We start from the raw sequence: 18389 nt of genomic DNA on the forward strand, positions 1-18389 counted from the left end.
CCGGGTGCGGTCCGGCCACCGCCGGTTCGCACCAGGACCATCTAAGGGGAGAACCGTGACGCACGTGTCCGAGCGCAGCGGCGCAGGAAGTAGCCAGACCGGTGCCGGCGGCGACCGCCAGCCCTGGACCACCGCCACCGGGCGCCCGGTGCGCAAACGCTCGGCCTCGTACCTGGATGCCGGTGTCTCGATCGAGGCGGGCGACCGCGCGGTTGAGCTACTCAAGTCGAAGGTGAAGCAGACTCGGCGGCCAGAGGTCATGGGCGATCTGGGGGGCTTCGCCGGCCTGTTCCGGTTGGATACGAAGAAGTATCAGAATCCGATCCTCGCCTCCTCCACCGATGGCGTCGGTACAAAGCTGGTGATCGCGCAGCAGCTCGACATTCACGACACGGTGGGCATCGACCTGGTTGCCATGGTCGTGGACGACCTGGTGGCGTGTGGTGCCGAGCCGCTGTTCCTGCTCGACTACATCGCCACCGGGGAGGTTGTTCCAGACCGGGTTGCCGAGATCGGCGCGGGTATCGCCGATGGTTGCCGATACGCCGGTTGTGCCCTGCTGGGTGGGGAGACCGCCGAACACCCCGGTGTCCTCCGTCCGGATGAGTACGACATCTCGGCCACTGGCGTGGGGGTGGTGGAGGAGAGCGGAATCCTCAGCTCCGAGCGGGTGGAGGTCGGCGACGTAGTGATCGCGATGCGCGCCTCCGGCCTACACTCGAATGGATTCTCCCTGGTCCGGCATGTGCTGCTCGGTGCCGGCCGGATGCGGCTGGACGTGGTCATCGAGGACTTCGGCCGGCAACGCACCCTCGGTGAGGAGCTGCTGACTCCCACCAAGATCTATGCGCAGGACTGCCTGAAGCTGATCGCTGAGGCGGAGGTCCGGGTGTTCGCCCACGTGACCGGGGGCGGCATTCCGGGGAACCTGGTCCGGGTCCTGCCGGAGCACGTGGACGCGGTGGTCGATCGCGCTACCTGGAAACCGCAGCCGATCTTCGACCTGGTGCAGTCCAAGGGGCGGATTGAGGCGCCGGAGATGGAGGCGACGTTCAACATGGGCGTCGGCATGTTCGCGATCGTCTCCGCCGAGGATGCCGACCGCGCGCTGGCCACCCTCACCGGCCGTGGCGTGGACGCGTGGCAGGTCGGCGAGATTGTCGAGGGCACGGGCAATGTGCAGATGGTCGGGCAGCACACCCGTGGCTGATTGCTGCGGTGCGCGGTCGGACTGCCGATCAGGGCTTCACCCGGGTGGCCGACTCCGCCTAGCCTGAGGAGTGCCCTCCACGTCGCCAGGCGCGTCGGGGTGTCGACACCGCGCCCAGGCCTGGTAGAGGAGGGCGATGGCGGTACGCGGGCAGTCGACAGGTGGGATGCGCGGTTTGGCCGCCGTCCCAGCCTATGTGGTTATGCAGCCCACCACGCTCTGCAATCTCGACTGTGAGTACTGCTATCTCCCGCTCCGGAAGGTCGACCGGCGGATGCCGGTCGAGGTGGCGGAGGCGGTGGCCGCATCGGTCAATCCATGGGCGCGAGCTGGGCGATTCTCCGTGGTGTGGCACGGTGGTGAGCCGCTCGCCGCCGGGCAGGAACTCCTTGCCGCGCTGATTGCCCCGTTCGGGCCGGAGGTCGAGCATCATGTCCAGACCAACGCGACGCTGATCGACGACTCCTGGTGTCGGTTCTTCGCGGAGCACCGGGTCCGGGTGAGTGTCAGCGTGGACGGGCCGCGGGAGCGCAACGCGGATCGGGTCACCCGGGGTGGGCGTCCCGCGTACGCCCAGATCATGCGGGGAGTCGAGGCGCTGCGTCGACATGGGCTGCCGTTTTCGGCGCTGGCAGTGGTGGGGCGCCCCGAGCCGAATCTCGCCCGCGAACTGTACGATTTCTTCCTCGACCTCGGCCCGGACGTGTTGGGCGTGAACATCGAGGAGACCGAGGGGGTCAATACCCGGGCCAACCGCCACGACGCGGCTGCGGTGACGGCCTTCTGGGCAGAGCTGGTGGCGGCCTGGCGCCGGAACCCCCGCATCCACCTGCGGGAGATCGAGTGGTCTCTGCGGTACGCCGCGGCGGTGTTGGACGGCGTCGAGGAGCAGCTGCTGCCCCGTCGGCTGGACCCGATTCCCACCGTCGGGCACGACGGTTCGGTGACCGTGCTCTCGCCCGAACTGGCCGGCTTCACGAACCCCCGGTACGGCGACTTCAGCAGCGGAAATGTGCTGGTCACGCCGCTGGCGGAGATCCTGGCCGAGGCCGCCGGGACATCCTGGGTCGGGGAGTTCCTCGCCGGGGTGGAGGCGTGTCGGGAATCGTGTTCCTACTTCGGCTTCTGCGGCGGTGGCCATGCGGCCAATCGCTACTTCGAGCAGGGACGATTTGACGGTACGGAGACCGAGCACTGCCGCAACAGCAAGATCCACCTACTGGAGGGAGTGTTGGAGCATGCCCGAGAACACCGGTTCCCGGCAACCTGAGCGTACGGTGGGCGCGATCTCGGACGACGTGGTTGATCGGGTCCGCGCCGCTGGCGCCGACCTCACCACGTTGCTTCACGAGGCCGAGGCGGCCCGCCACCTACGGGCGGAGGCGGCGGGAGACGGCACCTCCAGCGCGGTCTGCGCCTGGAATCATTTCGAGAACATCCCGACGTTCTACAACTGGAACAACCGCCCACGCTGAGCCCTGACTGGCCGCCCTGGGGCCGACTGGCCACCCGAGCCCTCCATGCTGCGCTGGCGCTCCCCGGTACCTGCCGAACAGGGCGTGTCTCGGAGCCATTGCCAGTCACTCCGAGACACGCCCTGCCTCCGTCGGGGACCGCTGACCGATGGGCACAGACATGAGCACGCGGATCGACCGCGTGCTCAGTTGCGACCAGGGGTCAGCGGTGGGGACGAGCCCGGTTGTCCGGGTCGTCGTCCACGTGGTCCTCGTCATCGTCGTCGACATACTCTTTGTAGTCGTCGTCGAAGTCGTGGTCCGACTTGTGGCTGCCGCCGAGTTCGCGTTGCAAGGCGGCGAGGTCGGTGTTCGGGGAGTGGTACTTCAACTCCCGGGCCACCTTTGTCTGCTTGGCCTTAGCTCGGCCGCGCCCCATGGCTCGACCCCCTCGCACAGAATGCGGGGCAGCCCGAAGGCGGGCCCCGATGACGTCAGGCATCTCTCGTGGCTCTTACGGTACATGGAGATGCCATCGTTCGGCACCTCGGGTTACCGTCGCCCGGCTCCGCGCGTCGCGGCGGGCCGGTCGTCACCCAGTGTACTCGGTAAGGGCCAATCCCGGGAGCGCCCCTAACAGCAGGCGAATCACCGTGAATCCAGCTTAACCGCGTCGCGTCGCTGCGGCGGCCCAGGGGCGGAACCAGCCCGACCCGCCCCCGGGACGTGATCAGGGCAGCAGAATGGTCCGCAGCCGGCCCACCTCAGCCATCCGCCGCTCGGCCAGCCGGTCCGCGGCCACCGCCGGTGGCACCCCTTCGGCATCGGCGAGCGCCAGGATCTCCCGGGTGGTCTCGTAGATCTTGGTCGCCCGGAGCTTGGCGCGTTCGAAGTTGAAGCCCTCGATTTCGTCGGCGACCTGGATCACGCCACCGGCGTTGACCACGTAGTCGGGCGCGTACAGGATGCCCCGATCGGCGAGGAGTTTTTCGATGCCCGGGTGGGCGAGCTGGTTGTTCGCCGCCCCGGCGACCACCTTCGCCCGCAGCGCCGGGACGGTGTCGTCGTTGAGCGTGCCCCCAAGCGCGCACGGCGCGTACACATCAATGTCGGAAGCGGTCAGCGCGGTGGCATCGTCTATCAGCGTCACCTGCGGATGGTTCGTCCGCGCCCAGGCCAGGGCCCGTGGGTTCACGTCGGTCGCCACGACCTCGGCGCCGTCGTCGAGGAGGTGGCCGACCAGGTACTTGCCGACCTTGCCCAGGCCGGCCACGCCGACTCGTCGTCCGCGCAGCGTCGGCGTGCCCCAGGCGTGCTCAGCCGCGGCACGCATGCCCTGGAACACGCCCCAGGCGGTGAGGATCGAGGAGTCGCCGGCGCCCCCGTGCTCCCGGCTTCGGCCGGTCACGAACCGGGTCTCCCGGGCGACCACGTCCATGTCGGCCACGTAGGTGCCAACGTCGCAGGCGGTGTAGTAGCGGCCGCCCAGGGTGTCCACGAAGCGGCCGTAGGCGCGCAACAGGGCCTCGCTCTTGAGCTGTTCGGGATCTCCCCAGATGACTGCCTTGCCGCCGCCCAGGTCCAGCCCGGCGAGAGCGTTCTTGTACGCCATCCCGCGGGAGAGGTCGAGCACGTCGGCGAGGGCCGCCTCCTCGCTCGCGTACGGGTAGAACCGGGTGCCGCCGAGCGCGGGTCCCAGCGCCGTGGAGTAAATGCCGATGATCGCCCGAAGGCCGGACTGTTTGTCCTGGCAGAACAGAACCTGCTCGTGGCCGACCGACCCGGGGTCGTCGGTGGTGGCGAATACGCCCATGACTCACTCCTGGTGTGGTGTGCGGCCTTGTGGGCCGCGGACCTGCGGACGCCGGCGGGATGCTGCCGGTGCCGCTGAGCCTAGTATCGGCCGACATCGTCTCCGTCGTGACCGGCGTGTGCGTCCGTACGGCGGAGTCAGCTACGCGGCGACCCCGGAGTGCACCCGAAACTGTGCCACCAGGGATTCGCAGCCGACTCATGGGAGGATCGCGCCGTGCCCTCGCTCTTCGCCGCATACCTGCGCGTGTACGAACCGTTGACCGCCTTCGACCGTGACCGCCAGGCGTACTGGCGGAGGTACGTCGAGCAGGGACGGGCTGTCGCCCCGGCGGAGGGGCCCGGCCGGCAACTCACGTCGGTGATCGAGGCGCTCGGGGCGGGCTGGACGCGGTTGCCGAATCTGCCGGACGAGGCGTACGTGCTGGAGGCCGACGACACGCTGCTGGTCTGCCCGTGGAACCTGCGCATCCGGGTCGCCGAGGCGGCGCTGAACGCGCGGGATGGCGTACCCCCGGTGTTGGCTGACGCCTTTGTGCCGCCGGTGCTTGCCGGGAAGGCCAAGGCGGTGGTTGACGACTGGCGTAGCGGGGCGCGTGTCCTGGAGCACGGCGTTCCCCGGGTGCACGAGCAGATCGCCACGTGGGGCGTGCCGCTGCGATGGTTTGTCCTCTTCGAGCCGGCGGAGCGGCACCAGGTCACCGAGCCCGGCCGGCGGGCGCTGCGGTACCGCACCGAGATTTCCAAGGCCCGCCGTCGCTCGTCGCGGGCCCTTGCCGTGTTACGCAAGTCGGTCGGTGCCGCGCCGATCACCGAGGCGGTGGAGGAGGCCGCCCGCTGGCTGGAGGAGTTCCATCCACGGTCGGTGGTGGAACTGGACTACGGCGGGCTGGTGTCGCTGCTCTCCGACGAGACCCTTGCGGCGGACGACTCGCCGGAGTTGGTCGCCGCCGGCCTGGCCGGGCTGGCTCGGGGCGAGGCGGAGGAGGCGTCAACGGCTTACGACAAGCTGGTCGCACGGTGGCGTGCGGTGCAGTTGCTCGAGCGGTGCAACTGACCCCGATCCGGTCGATTGTCCCTCGTTGAACCCCGGGAGCCATTCACGATTGATACGTCACGAGCCGTTATCGTGAGACCACATGAGGTGCCTCCTGTCATATTAAAGGCGAATAATTCGGTCATGGTTCATCCGTCCGTCTAGGGACGTTCGGCCGTTCGGCCCATGTCGGACATCGGGGACTAGCCGGACCATGGGAGACGCGTCGGCCGGCGGGACCCCGGCCGGTGTCTATACATGTGGAGGAGTGACCCATGGCATCGCGAACGCACGAACCGGAGCCGCTGCTTACGCCGGCCGAGGTGGCGTCGATGTTCCGTGTCGACCCGAAAACGGTGACCCGTTGGGCCAAGGCCGGCAAGCTGAGTGCAATCCGGACTCTTGGCGGGCACCGCAGATACCGGGAGTCGGAGGTCAGAGCGCTGCTGCAGGGGCAGATCCCACAGCAGCGTCAGGGGGACTGATCGGGTGAGAGCCAGCGGACAATGCGCGTAGGGCGGTGGACGATCAGTCCACCGCCCTACGGCATTTCTGCGGGGGCGGACGCGGCCCGGCCCGGAAGGGCTCGACATGGCTCAGCCCCGGGAGGGCTCGACCGCGGCTCCGCCCCGGGAGGGCTCCCTGGGCGGGCGCGACTCAGTCCTTGAGCGTGACCCGAACCCCCACCGTGCCCTCCTCGCCGCGGCGTAGCCGGCTCCCCAGCAGGGTGAGCCGGCCGAGTACTCGGTACTTCTCCTTGATCAGGCCGCGGACCCGCCGGGTCCCCGCCGAGTCGGCGAGCGCGGCGTATCCGGGGACCGCCGGGCCGTGCGGTCGACCTCGGACATCGCAGGGGGCGACGGTCACATCGCCGCTGCGCCGGATCCGCTTCACCTTGCCGGAGCTGGCAACTGTCCACACTACGAGCGCATCGCCGTCACGGACCGCCCAGACCGGGGTCGGCACCGCACGGCCGTCCTTGCGGAAGGTCGTGAGCAGGATGTATTTCTCGGTCGCGAGTCGGTCCAGCGTGGTCACGCCGCCAGGATACGGCCCCGCGGCCGGTTGACCGGGCAGTAAGCCGGACCGGCGTGCCGTACACCGCAGAACTGGTCGTGGAGCTGCCGCAGCGGTGTCCATCCGGGAATTTCCGCCCGGTGCCGGGCTGCCGCGTGCCGCCACCCAACCAATAGGGTCGCGGGGACGAGCGACACGGACAGGCGGGACGGCGTGGGTGATCCGGGTCCCCGCCGGAGGGAGGAGGCGCCATGGGCGACCGTTGGGTCGTGATCGGGGCCGGCACGATGGGCCTTGGGATCGCGTACGCGGCCGCCGGTGCCGGCTACGACGTGGACCTGGTTGAGGTTGATCCGGTCCGGGGTGAAGCCGCCGCGGTGCGCCTCGGTGAGCTGTGGGACCGGGCCGTTGGCCGCGGCCGGATGACGGTTGAGCAGGCCGGCGCCAGCCGGTCTCGGGTGACTGTTCGGGGAACCCTCACCGAGCTCGGTGCCGGCCCGGACGTCGTGGTCGAGGCCGTCCCGGAGCGGGCCGACCTGAAGCGCTCCGTGCTACGCGACGCCGAGAGCCTGAGCCCCGCGCTGTTGGCCAGCAACACCTCCAGCATCTCGATCGCCGAGCTGGCCGAGGGGCTGACCCGCCCGGACCGCTTCCTCGGCCTGCACTTCTTCAACCCGGTCTGGGCGATGACGTTGCTCGAGGTCGTGGTCGGCCCGGGGACCGCACCGCAGAGCACGGACGCGGCGGTCGCGCTCGCCGCTCGGCTGGGCAAGGATCCGGTCGTCGTACGGGACCTGCCCGGCTTCGCCACCTCCCGGCTTGGGGTGACGCTCGGTCTGGAGGCGATTCGAATGGTCGCCGACAAGGTGGCGGAACCAGCGGACATCGACAAGGCGATGGTGCTCGGCTACCGGCATCCGGTGGGGCCGCTGGAGCTCACCGACCTGGTCGGACTGGATGTGCGGCTCGATATCGCCCGCACCCTGGCGGCCGCGTACGGGGAGCGGTTCGCGCCGCCGCCGCTCTTGGTCGAGATGGTGGCCGCCGGGCACCTCGGCAAGAAGTCCGGCCAGGGTTTCTACCGGTGGGAGAACGGGGTGAAGGCGTGAGGGGCCTGCGGATCGACGAACAGGCCGACCGGGTGGTGGCGGTGCTGGACCGCCCGGAGAAGCGCAACGCCATCGACGTTGACCTCGTCCACGCGCTCCACGAACTCTGTGCCGAGTTGGAGGCCCGGCCCCGGCTGCTGCTGCTCACCGGAGGCGCTGACGGTATCTTCGCCGGGGGCGCCGACATCGGGCAGCTCCGCGAGCGCGACCGGCTGGATGCCCTCGCCGCGATCAACTCGGCCGTCTTCGCCCGGATCAGGGCGCTGCCGATGCCGACCGTGGTGGCTGTCGACGGGCCGGCCCTGGGCGGCGGCGCCGAGTTGGCGTACGCCGGCGACCTACGGGTGTGCACCTCGCGGGCCGTCTTCGGACAGCCCGAGGTGCGGCTCGGCATCCTGGCCGGGGCGGGGGCGACGCACCGGTTGCCGGTGCTGGTCGGCGAGGCGCGGGCGAAGGAGCTGCTCTTCACCGGCCGGCGGGTGGACGCTGCGGAGGCCCTGCGGATCGGTCTGGTGAACCGGGTGGTCGCTGAGCCCGCCGAGCTGCTGCCGGCGGCGCACGCCCTGCTCGACGAGGTGGCGAAGGGCTCCGCGCTCGCGTTGCGGCTGACCAAGCTGGCCGTGGACGCTCCGGCCGCCGCACACCCGCACCTGGATCTGGTCAGTCAGGCGGTGCTCTTCGAGGACGAGGAGAAGCACCGGCGGATGACCGACTTTCTCGAGCGTCGGCGCCGGCCCTGAGCCGGGGTGACGTCGGCGGCGCGGGGCACGTAGCTGGCCGAGTGGGTGCCGGGCCGGCCGGGTGGGTGCGTAGCCGGCGGGGCGGGTGCGTAACTGGCCACGTGGATGCGTAGCTGGCCGGGCGGGGCCGCACCGTGCTTCGGTGCGGCCAGCACCCGACTGCGGCTCAGCGGTGCAGCGGCACCCCTGCGTCGGCGAGGGCCCGGATCAGCCCAGCCGACTCATTGAACCCAATGATCACAACAGCGTCGGACCCAGCTTCCTTGATCTCGCGGACCACGGACGTGAAGTCGACCGGTGCCGCCTCGGCGCCCTCCGGTGGCTGATAGGTGTTGAGCTTGAGCCGGCCCGCGTCGATGCCAGCCCGTTCCAGCTCGGATCGGACGATCTCCTGTAGCCCCTCGCCATAGGAATCCTGACGGGCCACGATGGCGATCTGCTGCGGGCCGTCCCGCAGGATGACGTCAGCCAGTGCCCGGCCCTGCAAGCTGTCTGGCGGAGCGGTCCGGAAGTAGCGGTTCTCGTCGTCCAGGTCGGTGAGGCTCGCTTCGGTGTTCGATGGGGAGAACAGCACCATCCCCGCCTGCACCACGTCGGGTAGCACCGCCCGCGAGACGCCTGATGCGCCGGCGCCGATGATGACGTGGACGCCGGCGGCGGCATGGCTGGCCACCGTCGCCTTGGCGACCGCCGGATCGGTGCCGTCATCGCCGTCGATCCAGGTAACCGGGGCGCCAAGGACGCCACCGGCAGCGTTGATCTCCTGGATGGCGAGCGCGGCGCCGGCGGCGAGGGGTGGGTTGGACAGCACGAGGGCGCCGGTCTGCGGTAGCAGGCCCCCCAGCACCAGCGGGGCTCCGTCCTCGTCAGCCGCCCCGGCCCCCGGCGGTGACGTGTCGCTCGCGTCGGACTCGAAGCCCGCACCGACGAACTCCGTCTTGGCGTCGTTGATCTGCGTGCCGTCGAAGTGCAGGGTGGCGTAGCTGGCGGTGGAGGGCTCGCCGGCGGCAGTGAACCCGCCTCGGGTGATCGAGACGCTGCGGTACTCGATGTCCTGCCCGTCCCGGGCCAGCGTGAGGCAGGTCACGGCGGTCTCACACCGCTGGCCACCGTTGGTGATCCCGACGATCTGTGCGGCGATAGCCGCCGGATCGGTGGTGCCCGCGAGCTGCGCGGCCAGCGCGCTGATCAGCACCGCGTCGTAGGCCTCCGCCGCGTAGACGAAGCTGGTCAGATTGGAGTCGATCGACCGCAACCGGTCCTTGAAGTCCTCCGGCAGCGGCGTCAGCGGTGTGGTGCCCTTCATCCCGTCAACCAGGTTGGCCTGGGCCCCCAGCTCGGTGGGAAACGAGTTGAGCATGGTGCTGTCGGTGCCGTAGAGACGTACCGAGGTAGCGGTGGCCTCGTCGGAATCGTCGGCCCCGCAGGCGCTGCTGGCGAGCAGGAACGTCGCACAGGCGGCCAGGGTGGCAGCTCGCGTGGCGCGTGGGATCAGCATCGCAGTCCTTCCTCGGGCGAAGTAACGCTGCGCAGAGTAGCGCGCCGGGCAAGCTGCCCGGGACTCTGGCTGTCGCTATCCGCAGGTCGGCCGCCTTGGTTACGCAGCGTGTTGAAAGTGGTGGGGTGCAATCGAGCCAGTGCCTCAGCCCAGGGTGCGCTTCGCGACCACGATCGCGTAGCGGGCGAGGAGTTCGGACCAGCCAGCGGTCAACGCTCGGCGGTAGCCCTCCGCGGCCGGGCCGTGCCGATCGAAGTGTCGGTGTTCCACCTCCACGCGGGTCTGCCCGGACCGGTCGGGCCGGAAGAGTGCCTCGACCTCGCTGGCCCGGGCCGGATCGGGCGCTGGGACGCGGTCTGCCCCGATCTGCCAGGTGAAGACGAGCCGGCGGGGCGGGGTCCAGGTCAGCACCCGGCCCCAGTCGTTGCGGAAGCCGTGCGGGCCGATTTCGTACAGCATCCCGCCGGTCCACGGTTCCATCTCCAGCGTGGTCAGTAGGCCGGGGCCGGACCAGGTGTACTCCATGACCCACCAGTCGGCTATCGCGCCGGTGAATACCGCGAATGCCTGCTGCGTCGACGCGGGAACGAGGAGCGAGCTGCGGAGTGAGTGCCATGCGAAATCCTGCTGGACATTGATTGGATCGACCATCCCCTGTCCCATAAGCCCGGACCATACCGGCTGATGCGTGCCGGTGCAGCATTGTGAGGTGCGTGATTCCCGCTGTTTAGCTGCAGTCACGCAGAAGGGCAGATCGTCAACACCTCCCTCGGGAATATATTCGTGGTGGAAATTCTCGTATTTCGCTCTGGCCTGGTTTTCGTCCCAGGTCTAATTTCTTGTTTAGAAAGTTCTGAACGTTCGAGACTATTGCATCAGGAGGGGAGCTTATGGACCCGGAGGCTGCCCGGCGGTACGCCGAGGAGGTCGGCGTCGTCCTGGCTCGGATGGGCACCACCCCCGCCTTCGGCAAGTTGCTGGGCTGGCTGCTCATCTGCGACCCCCCGAAACAGACCACCGCGCAGTTGTGCGAGGCGATGGGGCTCTCCAAGGCCTCGGTATCCACCGGTATGCGGGTGCTGGAACAGTCCGGCCTGGTCCGACGGGTGCCGAGCCAGGGCCGGGCACACGCGTACGAGATGCATCCGGATGCCTTCGCCCGTGCCATCGACCCCACCGACAAGATGCGCGTCTTCATCGAGCTGATGCAGCGCGGTATCGATCTGGTCGGCGACGCGACGGCACCTGAGGCCAGCCGGTTACGCCACACCCGTGACTTCTACGCCTTCATGGTCGAGCGCACTCCAGCCCTGCTGGAGGAGTTCCGTCGACAAGCACGAAAGGACAGCTAGGATGCGAATCCTTGTGATCACCGTAGGGTCGCGAGGGGATGTCCAGCCGTATGTGGCCCTCGGCAAAGGTCTCCAGTCAGCCGGCCATGACGTCACTCTGGCCACCTGCGCCCGGTTTCGGTCGTTCGTCACCGACCAGGGTCTGGCGTACGGCGAGCTCAGTGATGACATATTGCAGCTGCTGGATTCGGCAGCAGGTCGGGCCGCGATGGAGGACACCACCGGGGTGCTCGGGGCGGTCAAGACCAACATCAGGCTGGCCCGTCAGGCGAGTCCGCTCAACCGGCGACTGCTGGCCGATGCCTGGACGGCAGCCCGGCAGGCCACGCCAGATCTGGTCGTCTATCACCCGAAGGTGCTGGCCGGTCCGCACATCGCCGAGAAGCTCGGAGTGCCGGTAGTACTGGCCCTGCCCGTGCCGGTCTCCGTGCCGACCGGTGACTTCCCCCTCGTCGGGCTGCCCGAACTGCCGCTCGGCCGGTGGTACAACCGACTGACCTATCGGCTGGCCGGCGCCGGATACCGGATGTACGACGGCATGGTGAACACGTTTCGTCGGGACACGCTCGGACTCGCGAAGACCAGCGGTGCCGCGCTGACCACCCGGCTCCCCGACGGGCGGCCGATCCCGGTGCTGCATGGCATCAGTGAGCACGTCCTGCCGCGCCCCGCCGACTGGCCCGGGCACGCGCACCTCACCGGCTACTGGTTCCTTGACGACGCCACCAGCTGGCAGCCCCCGACCGCACTGGTCGACTTCATCGCGGCGGGCGACCCGCCGGTCTACGTCGGCTTCGGCAGTATGGCCGGGCGCGACCCGCGCCGACTCACCCGCCTCGTCGGCGAGGCGCTGCGTCAGTCCGGTGTCCGCGGCATCGTCGCCACCGGCTGGGGCGGCCTGGCGGAGACCGAGCCGTCAGACACCATCTGGCACCTCACCCAGGCCCCACACGACTGGCTCTTCCCGCGGATGTCCGCCGTCGTGCACCACGGTGGGGCCGGCACCACCGCGGCGGCGCTACGCGCTGGCAAGCCCTCGGTGATCTGCCCGTTTCTCCTGGACCAGTTCGTCTGGGGACGGCGGGTCTTCGCGCTCGGCGCGGGCAGTGCGCCCATACCGCAGCGGAAGCTCACCGCGCAACGGCTGGCTACCGCCATCCGTACGGTCACCACCGACGCCGACATCCGGGCCACCGCGGTCAAGCTGGGAAGGAGCCTCGCGGCCGAGGACGGCATCGCGAACGCGGTCCGCAGGATCGACGCTCTTCTCCACTCGGCGGGTTAGGGCCACCAGCGGCACCCAGGGGCTGCGCCCGGGGCCGCCCCTGACCGGAGAACGGCTGCGGCTTCCGGGAAACGACACCGGAGAGTGACGTCGGGGAGTGCTGCGACGCGTCACTGTGCCCGATCACCATCAGTAGCGCAGTGGGACGTACTCGCGCCCCATCCCCGTTCCTACCTGCGATCTCGCGGCGATCGCCACACTACGCAGCCCCCGTGGCTGGAGTAGGTTGTCTGATTTGCCGGCTTGGCTAATCTACGAATTCACCATATCCTACCGGTGTAGCACCTGTTGCCTCCGGCCCTGGCGGGTCGGAGGCTGTGTTTGGGCCCTGAGTTTGCAATCCGGAGTAAAGGGAGTCAAAGCGTTGACCGACGAGTCCGGTAAGGCCAACTTCAGCGGAATCTACAACCAGGAGACGCCGAGCGCGTATTACGCTAACCTGCGCCGGTTGAAATACGAGATCCCGCAGCATGGGGCTACCGTATTCAACCAGCTGATCGATGCCCAACCGTGGGGTGACGGCTATCGCCCCACCGTGCTCGACGTGTGCTGTTCCTACGGCATCGTCGGGGTGCTCACCAAGACCGATCTTGAGCTGGACGACGTGTACTCGTACTACCAGGGTGCCAGCGACGACGGGCGTACCGTGGATCAGGTGCGCCGCGCCGAGAACGAATTTCTAGGTCAGCGGGCCCGGCCGGACGCTCCGCACGTCATCGGTTTGGATGTCGCCGAGAATGCTACTCGGCACGGGGTGGCAGTCGGTGCGCTCGACGATGCCTTTGTCGAGAACCTGGAGGCGACAAAGCCATCGTCAGAATTGGCAAAGAAGATGCCGGAGGTTGACCTCATCACGACCACGGGTGGCATTGGCTATGTCACCGAGCGAACGTTCGAGCGGCTACTCACCTGCACCGAGGATCCGCCCTGGGTCGCCGCGTTCTGCCTCCGGACGTACGACTACGAGCCGATTTCAGACGTGCTCGCGCAGTACGGGCTCGTGACTGAGAAGGCGGATCAGGCTGTTCGGCAGCGGCGGTTTATCGACGATACCGAACGGCAGTGGGCGATGGCGGAGCTGGCGACGCGGGGTGTCGACCCGGCCGACATGGAGAGCGCGGGATACCTGTACGCCGATTTCTACCTCTCCCGGCCGCGAGAAGATGCAACGGAGAAGCCGCTGGCAGATCTGGTGACGATTCCCGCCAACTAGGTGACTCTGTCCCCGGCCTCGTCAACACTGCGCTGGAGGCGTTAGGTGAGTCGGTGAGAGCGCCGTCCTTCGGGCTCGCGGGAGCACGGTTGCGGTGACTTCTGCCGCCCGGTTCGAGGGCTGCTACGACGTGGGAATGGGGCTTGGGGACTGCTGCCCTGGACGGGAGCGAAGTCCCCAAGCCCCTCCCAGGTGGATGTGGTGTTGGGGACCCGGGCGTTGAGCTCGCCCCGGGCGGTGCCGGTGGCGCCGGCGATGTTACGTCGTGCCCCGCATGAGGCCGAGCAGCATTCCACACACGATCACCGTTTGGATCGAGTGCGGAATGACCGAGAGCCACATGCTCCGATAGCGCCGCACCGGCAGCGACATGATCACTCCGCTGGTCAGCATGATGCCGCCGGCGGTCCAGGGCTGATGCACGTGGTACAGGCCGAACAAGAGTCCGTTGACGAACCAGTCTGCTGACCCGAACACGCCCTGCATTCTGGGTAGGAGGATTCCGCGGAAGAGGAACTCCTCACCGAGGAAGACGTTGAAGATGCTGAGCGTCAGGAACAGTGCGAGAAACCACCACGCCCCTTTCATCTGTGGGGCGACTTCGGCCGAGAACAGCGTTTCGGCTTTTTGGAAGGGCAGTGGAGCCGGTCCGGGTAGCAGGTACTGCTGCAGGTTCTCAACCACCGGTGCCACGTACATCATGTTGAGCACGAACGCGATTCCCAGTGGTGCTAGCAGCCACAGGAGGCGTTTGCGGGGTCGGCCGTTCACCGGGTCTCTGGGAACCTGTAGCCACAGCCGACGGACCATGGCGGCGCGACCTATCGACCCCTCCTCGCGCCGAAGTATCAACAATGCCAGCACGAACTGCCAGATCAGGCCGGCCGCCAACGTGACGGTAGCCAGCACCACGGTGTCGTAGGGGCCGTCGGCGAACGCGGGGGTAACCACCCAATAACCCAGTCCCATGGGTAGGGTGGCGGCCGCCCAGATTCCCAGGATTTTCGCCAGCGAGTACTGCACCGGCAGGCCAGTCGACGCCGGGGGGGATGTGCCCGGCGGGCCCAGCCGATTCTGTGTGGTGCCACCGCCCATGCCGCTCAGCTCCTCGAAATGTGCTGCGCCCCTGGCTTCGGGCCTAATTCTGGTGCCGGCTTAAGGCGTCCGTCCATGGCGGTCAGCCCGCCAATCTCGGGCAGGGGTACCCCTACCGTCCGGCTTGGGGTTCTCCCTACCTCTCTGCCGGGATTCAAGAACGCTTCGGCGTGCACGGGGTTCGCTGCCGCCCTACCCGTAAGCGTTTTTGGTGGTTATCCGGATAACTGTCGGTATTCGTGCCCGCTGTCGTCATCGCTGACAGCGCTCGGACACTTGCATGTATAGCGATGTGAGCATATGTTCGTGGCGGCGGTGATTGGCGAGAAGGGAGAGGCGGATGGGTGCGGGGCATGATCACGGTCAACAAGCGGCGCGGGCCGGTGCGAAGCACCGGGGTCGGCTGTGGGCGGCCTTCGGGCTGCTCCTTGCCTTTATGGCGGTGGAGGCGGTCGCGGCGGTTATGACCGGTTCCTTGGCGCTGCTCTCCGACGCCGGCCACATGTTCACCGATGTCCTCGGCATCGGTATGGCCCTGGCCGCGATCACCGCCGCCAGCAGGGCGTCCCGGTCTGGCCAGCGCACGTTCGGGCTCTACCGGATGGAGGTGCTGGCGGCGTTGGCCAACGCCGTCCTGCTGTTCGCGGTGGCCTGCTACGTGGTGGTCGAGGCGGTACGTCGGTTCAGTCAGCCGCCGGAGGTGCCGGCGGTGCCGATGCTGGCGGTGGCGGTAGCGGGCCTGGCGGCCAACGTCGTCGCCTTCTTTCTCCTGCGTGCGGGCTCGCGGGAGAGTCTGAATGTGCGGGGCGCCTACCTGGAGGTTTTGGGAGACCTGTTCACCTCCGTCGGCGTGATCGTCGCCGCGGTCGTGATCGCCGTGACCGACTGGTGGTACGCCGACCCGCTGATCGCGGTGGCGGTGGGGCTGTTCATCCTGCCCCGTGCGTACCAGTTGGGTCGCGCCGCGCTGCGGGTGTTGGTGCAGGCCGCGCCGGCACATCTGGACATCTCCGCGGTGCGGGCGGCGCTACTCGCCGTGGATGGGGTAGCCGACGTGCACGACCTGCACGTATGGACGCTAACCTCAGGGATGGACGTTGCTTCGGCGCACCTGGTGCTCGAGCGTGATGCCGATCTTGCCGCAGTGCTGGCCCGGTCCCGGCGGCTGCTGCAGGATCGTTTCGCAATCGAGCACGCCACCCTGCAAGCCGAACCGGCGGAGCCGGCCGACGCGGACGCTGTCTGCCACGGGAGCGGGTGGTGACCTGCGTCGCTCCTGGAACCAGCGGGCGCAACCGGCCGACTACCTGATGTCTCGCCACCTATCTGGGAGCTGTTCGTGAACCGCCCATCCAGCCCGACTTCCCGCCGGGCCGCCGCCTCGCGGGAAGTCGCCGGTCTTCGGCCGGTCCCCCGCCACCTGCGTCGGTTGGCGACCCGGTGATGAGTCTCGCCACCGTCCGGCATCGGCCGTTTCTGCTGTCGGCGGGGACGGTGCTGGTGGCCGCCGCCGTCGGTGCGGTGCTGCTGTGGTGGGGTGGCGGTGCGGTCGCGGAGGCCCCGCCCGGGCTGCCGGACCCAGGACCAACCACAGCCTGGTTGCTGCCGGCCTCCCGACTGGGCATGCAGATCAGCGCGGTCGCCACGGTCGGTTTACTGCTGGCGGCGGCGGCGCTCTCGCCCCGGGACGACGGCGGTCGGTTGTCCCCGATCGGCTACCGGCGCATGCGCGCTGCCGCCGGCGCGGCCTCGGTGTGGGCTGCGACGTCCACGGTTGCGCTCTGTTACGCCCTGGTCGATCTCTTCGGTCTCCCCGCCGCGCAGGTGTTGTCCTTGCGGGCGGTGCTCAACTTCGCCACCACCGTTTCGCTCGGGCAGTCCCTGGCGCTGAGCGGCGTCCTGGCCCTGACCGCGGCGGTGGTCGCGGCGACCAGTTTGCGGCCCGGCGGCGCGCTGACCGCTCTGCTGCTGGCGCTGGGCGGCCTGGTGCCACCGGTCTTCACCGGGCACGCCGCGGCCAGCGGCGACCACCAGCTGGCGGTCTCCGGGCTGCTCCTGCACGTGCTGCCCGTCACCCTCTGGGCCGGTGGCCTGCTCGCCCTGGCCGTTACCAGTCGCGGCACGACCGCCGACCTGGCGCGGGCCGTACGCAGATTCTCCCCGCTCGCCGTTGGCTGCCTGACCGCGGTGGGTCTGTCCGGGCTGCTGTCAGCCGCTGTGCGGCTCCCGAGCGCCGCCGACCTGCTGGGCACCCGCTACGGACAGGTGCTTCTGATCAAGGCTGCTGCGCTCGTCGCGATCGCCGCCGCGGGCCTGGCGCACCGTCGCCGGGCCGTGCCGGCCCTGGTGGCAGGTCGGCGCGGGCCCTTCCTGCGGGTCGCAGTCGTCGAAACGCTGCTCTTCGCCGCTGCGATCGGTACCTCGGTCGCCCTGTCCCGCACCCCGGCGCCCATCGGCGAGGAGACGGAGGATCTCGCCACCTCGCTACTCGGTTTCCCGATGCCGCCGCCGCTGACCATCGGCAACCTCGCCACCGCGTGGCTGCCCGAGCCGCTGATTATGGCGGCCGCGCTGGCCGCCGCCGGGTTCTACACGGCCGGGGTGTGGCGGCTGCGCCGCCGCGGCGATGCCTGGCCCGTCTCCCGTACCGCCATGTGGCTGGTGGGCTGTGCCCTGATCATCGTGGCCACCTCAAGTGGTCTGGCCCGCTACGGGCCGCTGCTGTTCTCGATCCACATGATTCAGCACCTGCTGCTGATGATGATCGCCCCCATTCTGCTCGCGCTCGGCGGTCCCATCACCCTGGCGCTGCGCGCCCTGGCCCCGTCGACCGACCCGCGCTGGCCGGGCCCCCGCGAGTGGCTGCAGGTGGCGCTGCACTCGCGGCTCTCGCGTGTCCTCACCAACCCGGTGGTCGCGTTGGTGATCTACGTCGCCAGCCTCTACCTGATGTACTTCACCGGCCTGTATGAGCTGGCACTGCGCTCGCACGCCGCGCACCTGGCCATGGTGGGACACTTCCTCGGCGCCGGCTATCTGTTCTTCTGGGTCGTCATCGGTGTTGATCCCGCGCCGCGCCGCATCCCACATCCGCTGAAGTTGATCCTGGTCCTGATCAGCATGGTGCTGCACGCCTTCCTCGGCGTCACGCTCATGCAGTCCACCACCCTGATCGCGGAGAACTGGTGGATCGCGCTGGACCGACCCTGGGGCGCTGCCCCACTGGAGGACCAACGCACCGCCGGCGGCATCGCCTGGTCCTTCGGTGAGTTGCCCACCGTCGTCGTGCTGGGCGCGTTGATGCGCCAGTGGATGAAGGCCGACGAGCGGGAGGCCCGTCGCCGGGACCGGGCCGCCGACCGCGCCGAAGCCGAAGGGCGCGAGGACGCCGAGCTGGCCGCGTACAACCGGATGCTGGCGGATCTGGCCGACCGCGACCGGCACGTCCGTCGGTGAGTAGGCGATTGGCCCGCCTCTCCGCGGGCGTCAGCGAGCTGGATCATGGTCTGGTTGGCCCCGCCGCTCGGTGTGGCCTTGCCCGCTCCGCGCCGAACAGGTGAATCACAGT

General features: G+C 68.9%; 18 protein-coding genes. 12 read left to right on the forward strand and 6 right to left on the reverse strand.

All coding sequences use genetic code 11. From position 1 onward, the window contains the following. Positions 1 to 55 precede the first annotated feature (55 nt). The 3 genes from purM to amcA all read left to right on the forward strand — a co-directional run bounded on the left by purM (position 56) and on the right by amcA (position 2685). A complete protein-coding gene (purM, locus tag AC1UKG_RS00880; RefSeq protein ID WP_018743661.1) occupies positions 56 to 1210 on the forward strand; it encodes a phosphoribosylformylglycinamidine cyclo-ligase in 1155 nt (384 codons plus the stop codon). A gap of 166 nt (positions 1211 to 1376) precedes the next feature. Further along, entirely contained in the window at positions 1377 to 2480 is a 1104-nt protein-coding gene (amcB, locus tag AC1UKG_RS00885; protein WP_018743662.1) for a cyclophane-forming radical SAM peptide maturase AmcB, read from the forward strand. Further along, a complete protein-coding gene (amcA, locus tag AC1UKG_RS00890) occupies positions 2449 to 2685 on the forward strand; it encodes a multiple cyclophane-containing RiPP AmcA (RefSeq protein WP_026271291.1) in 237 nt (78 codons plus the stop codon). Before amcB ends, amcA begins: the two co-directional genes overlap by 32 nt. Positions 2686 to 2887: 202 nt before the next feature. On the opposite strand, the gene AC1UKG_RS00895 is transcribed toward amcA, so the two are convergent. Then, positions 2888 to 3103, reverse strand: a complete 216-nt coding sequence (locus tag AC1UKG_RS00895; RefSeq protein WP_018813874.1) for a DUF3073 domain-containing protein — start codon at positions 3101 to 3103, stop codon at positions 2888 to 2890. 291 nt (positions 3104 to 3394) lie between these two features. Next, on the reverse strand, positions 3395 to 4477 hold the full coding sequence (locus AC1UKG_RS00900) for a Glu/Leu/Phe/Val dehydrogenase dimerization domain-containing protein (protein ID WP_018743665.1): 1083 nt from the start codon (positions 4475 to 4477) through the stop codon (positions 3395 to 3397). A gap of 216 nt (positions 4478 to 4693) precedes the next feature. Here AC1UKG_RS00900 and AC1UKG_RS00905 point away from each other — a divergent pair, with 216 nt between their 5' ends. Together AC1UKG_RS00905 and AC1UKG_RS00910 are read left to right on the forward strand one after the other, a co-directional pair. After that, positions 4694 to 5533 (forward strand): DUF8083 family protein, encoded by an 840-nt coding sequence (locus AC1UKG_RS00905; protein WP_029123414.1) that lies wholly within the window; start codon positions 4694 to 4696, stop codon positions 5531 to 5533. 254 nt (positions 5534 to 5787) lie between these two features. After that, the gene (locus AC1UKG_RS00910) at positions 5788 to 5997 is read left to right on the forward strand and encodes a BldC family transcriptional regulator (RefSeq protein ID WP_007073996.1); all 210 of its coding nucleotides are present in this window, start codon (positions 5788 to 5790) and stop codon (positions 5995 to 5997) included. Positions 5998 to 6169: 172 nt separating this feature from the next. On the opposite strand, the gene AC1UKG_RS00915 is transcribed toward AC1UKG_RS00910, so the two are convergent. After that, positions 6170 to 6550 (reverse strand): PPOX class F420-dependent oxidoreductase, encoded by a 381-nt coding sequence (locus AC1UKG_RS00915; RefSeq protein ID WP_018730820.1) that lies wholly within the window; start codon positions 6548 to 6550, stop codon positions 6170 to 6172. A gap of 230 nt (positions 6551 to 6780) precedes the next feature. Between AC1UKG_RS00915 and AC1UKG_RS00920 the strand changes: the two genes are divergently transcribed. Further along, positions 6781 to 7638, forward strand: coding sequence for a 3-hydroxyacyl-CoA dehydrogenase family protein (locus tag AC1UKG_RS00920; protein WP_482642780.1), 858 nt, complete (start codon positions 6781 to 6783; stop codon positions 7636 to 7638). Continuing rightward, positions 7635 to 8378, forward strand: a complete 744-nt coding sequence (locus AC1UKG_RS00925; protein WP_029123413.1) for an enoyl-CoA hydratase/isomerase family protein — start codon at positions 7635 to 7637, stop codon at positions 8376 to 8378. The genes AC1UKG_RS00920 and AC1UKG_RS00925 overlap by 4 nt, the downstream gene beginning before the upstream one ends. A 166-nt stretch (positions 8379 to 8544) precedes the next feature. Here AC1UKG_RS00925 and AC1UKG_RS00930 read toward each other — a convergent pair whose 3' ends face one another. Next, positions 8545 to 9876: an ABC transporter substrate-binding protein gene (locus AC1UKG_RS00930; protein WP_018743669.1), complete on the reverse strand. Its 1332-nt coding sequence runs from the start codon at positions 9874 to 9876 to the stop codon at positions 8545 to 8547. Between the two features lie 144 nt (positions 9877 to 10020). After that, the gene (locus tag AC1UKG_RS00935) at positions 10021 to 10539 is read right to left on the reverse strand and encodes an SRPBCC family protein (RefSeq protein WP_018813871.1); all 519 of its coding nucleotides are present in this window, start codon (positions 10537 to 10539) and stop codon (positions 10021 to 10023) included. A gap of 227 nt (positions 10540 to 10766) precedes the next feature. Here AC1UKG_RS00935 and AC1UKG_RS00940 point away from each other — a divergent pair, with 227 nt between their 5' ends. From AC1UKG_RS00940 to AC1UKG_RS00950, 3 genes are all read left to right on the forward strand, one after another. Beyond that, positions 10767 to 11228 (forward strand): MarR family transcriptional regulator, encoded by a 462-nt coding sequence (locus tag AC1UKG_RS00940; RefSeq protein WP_018743671.1) that lies wholly within the window; start codon positions 10767 to 10769, stop codon positions 11226 to 11228. Position 11229: 1 nt separating this feature from the next. Continuing rightward, a complete protein-coding gene (locus AC1UKG_RS00945) occupies positions 11230 to 12513 on the forward strand; it encodes a glycosyltransferase (RefSeq protein WP_026325263.1) in 1284 nt (427 codons plus the stop codon). A gap of 364 nt (positions 12514 to 12877) precedes the next feature. Next, positions 12878 to 13726: a hypothetical protein gene (locus AC1UKG_RS00950; protein WP_018743673.1), complete on the forward strand. Its 849-nt coding sequence runs from the start codon at positions 12878 to 12880 to the stop codon at positions 13724 to 13726. A gap of 258 nt (positions 13727 to 13984) precedes the next feature. Here AC1UKG_RS00950 and AC1UKG_RS00955 read toward each other — a convergent pair whose 3' ends face one another. Further along, positions 13985 to 14821 (reverse strand): CPBP family intramembrane glutamic endopeptidase, encoded by an 837-nt coding sequence (locus tag AC1UKG_RS00955; protein ID WP_018813869.1) that lies wholly within the window; start codon positions 14819 to 14821, stop codon positions 13985 to 13987. A gap of 340 nt (positions 14822 to 15161) precedes the next feature. Between AC1UKG_RS00955 and AC1UKG_RS00960 the strand changes: the two genes are divergently transcribed. Together AC1UKG_RS00960 and AC1UKG_RS00965 are read left to right on the forward strand one after the other, a co-directional pair. After that, positions 15162 to 16085 carry a cation diffusion facilitator family transporter gene (locus tag AC1UKG_RS00960; protein ID WP_018743675.1) on the forward strand — a complete coding sequence of 308 codons (924 nt, stop codon included), beginning with the start codon at positions 15162 to 15164 and terminating at the stop codon, positions 16083 to 16085. 179 nt (positions 16086 to 16264) lie between these two features. Next, positions 16265 to 18277: a bifunctional copper resistance protein CopD/cytochrome c oxidase assembly protein gene (locus AC1UKG_RS00965; protein ID WP_482642779.1), complete on the forward strand. Its 2013-nt coding sequence runs from the start codon at positions 16265 to 16267 to the stop codon at positions 18275 to 18277. Positions 18278 to 18389 lie beyond the last annotated feature (112 nt).

It is taken from the genome of Salinispora sp. CH2A1_6 (genome assembly GCF_056820975.1).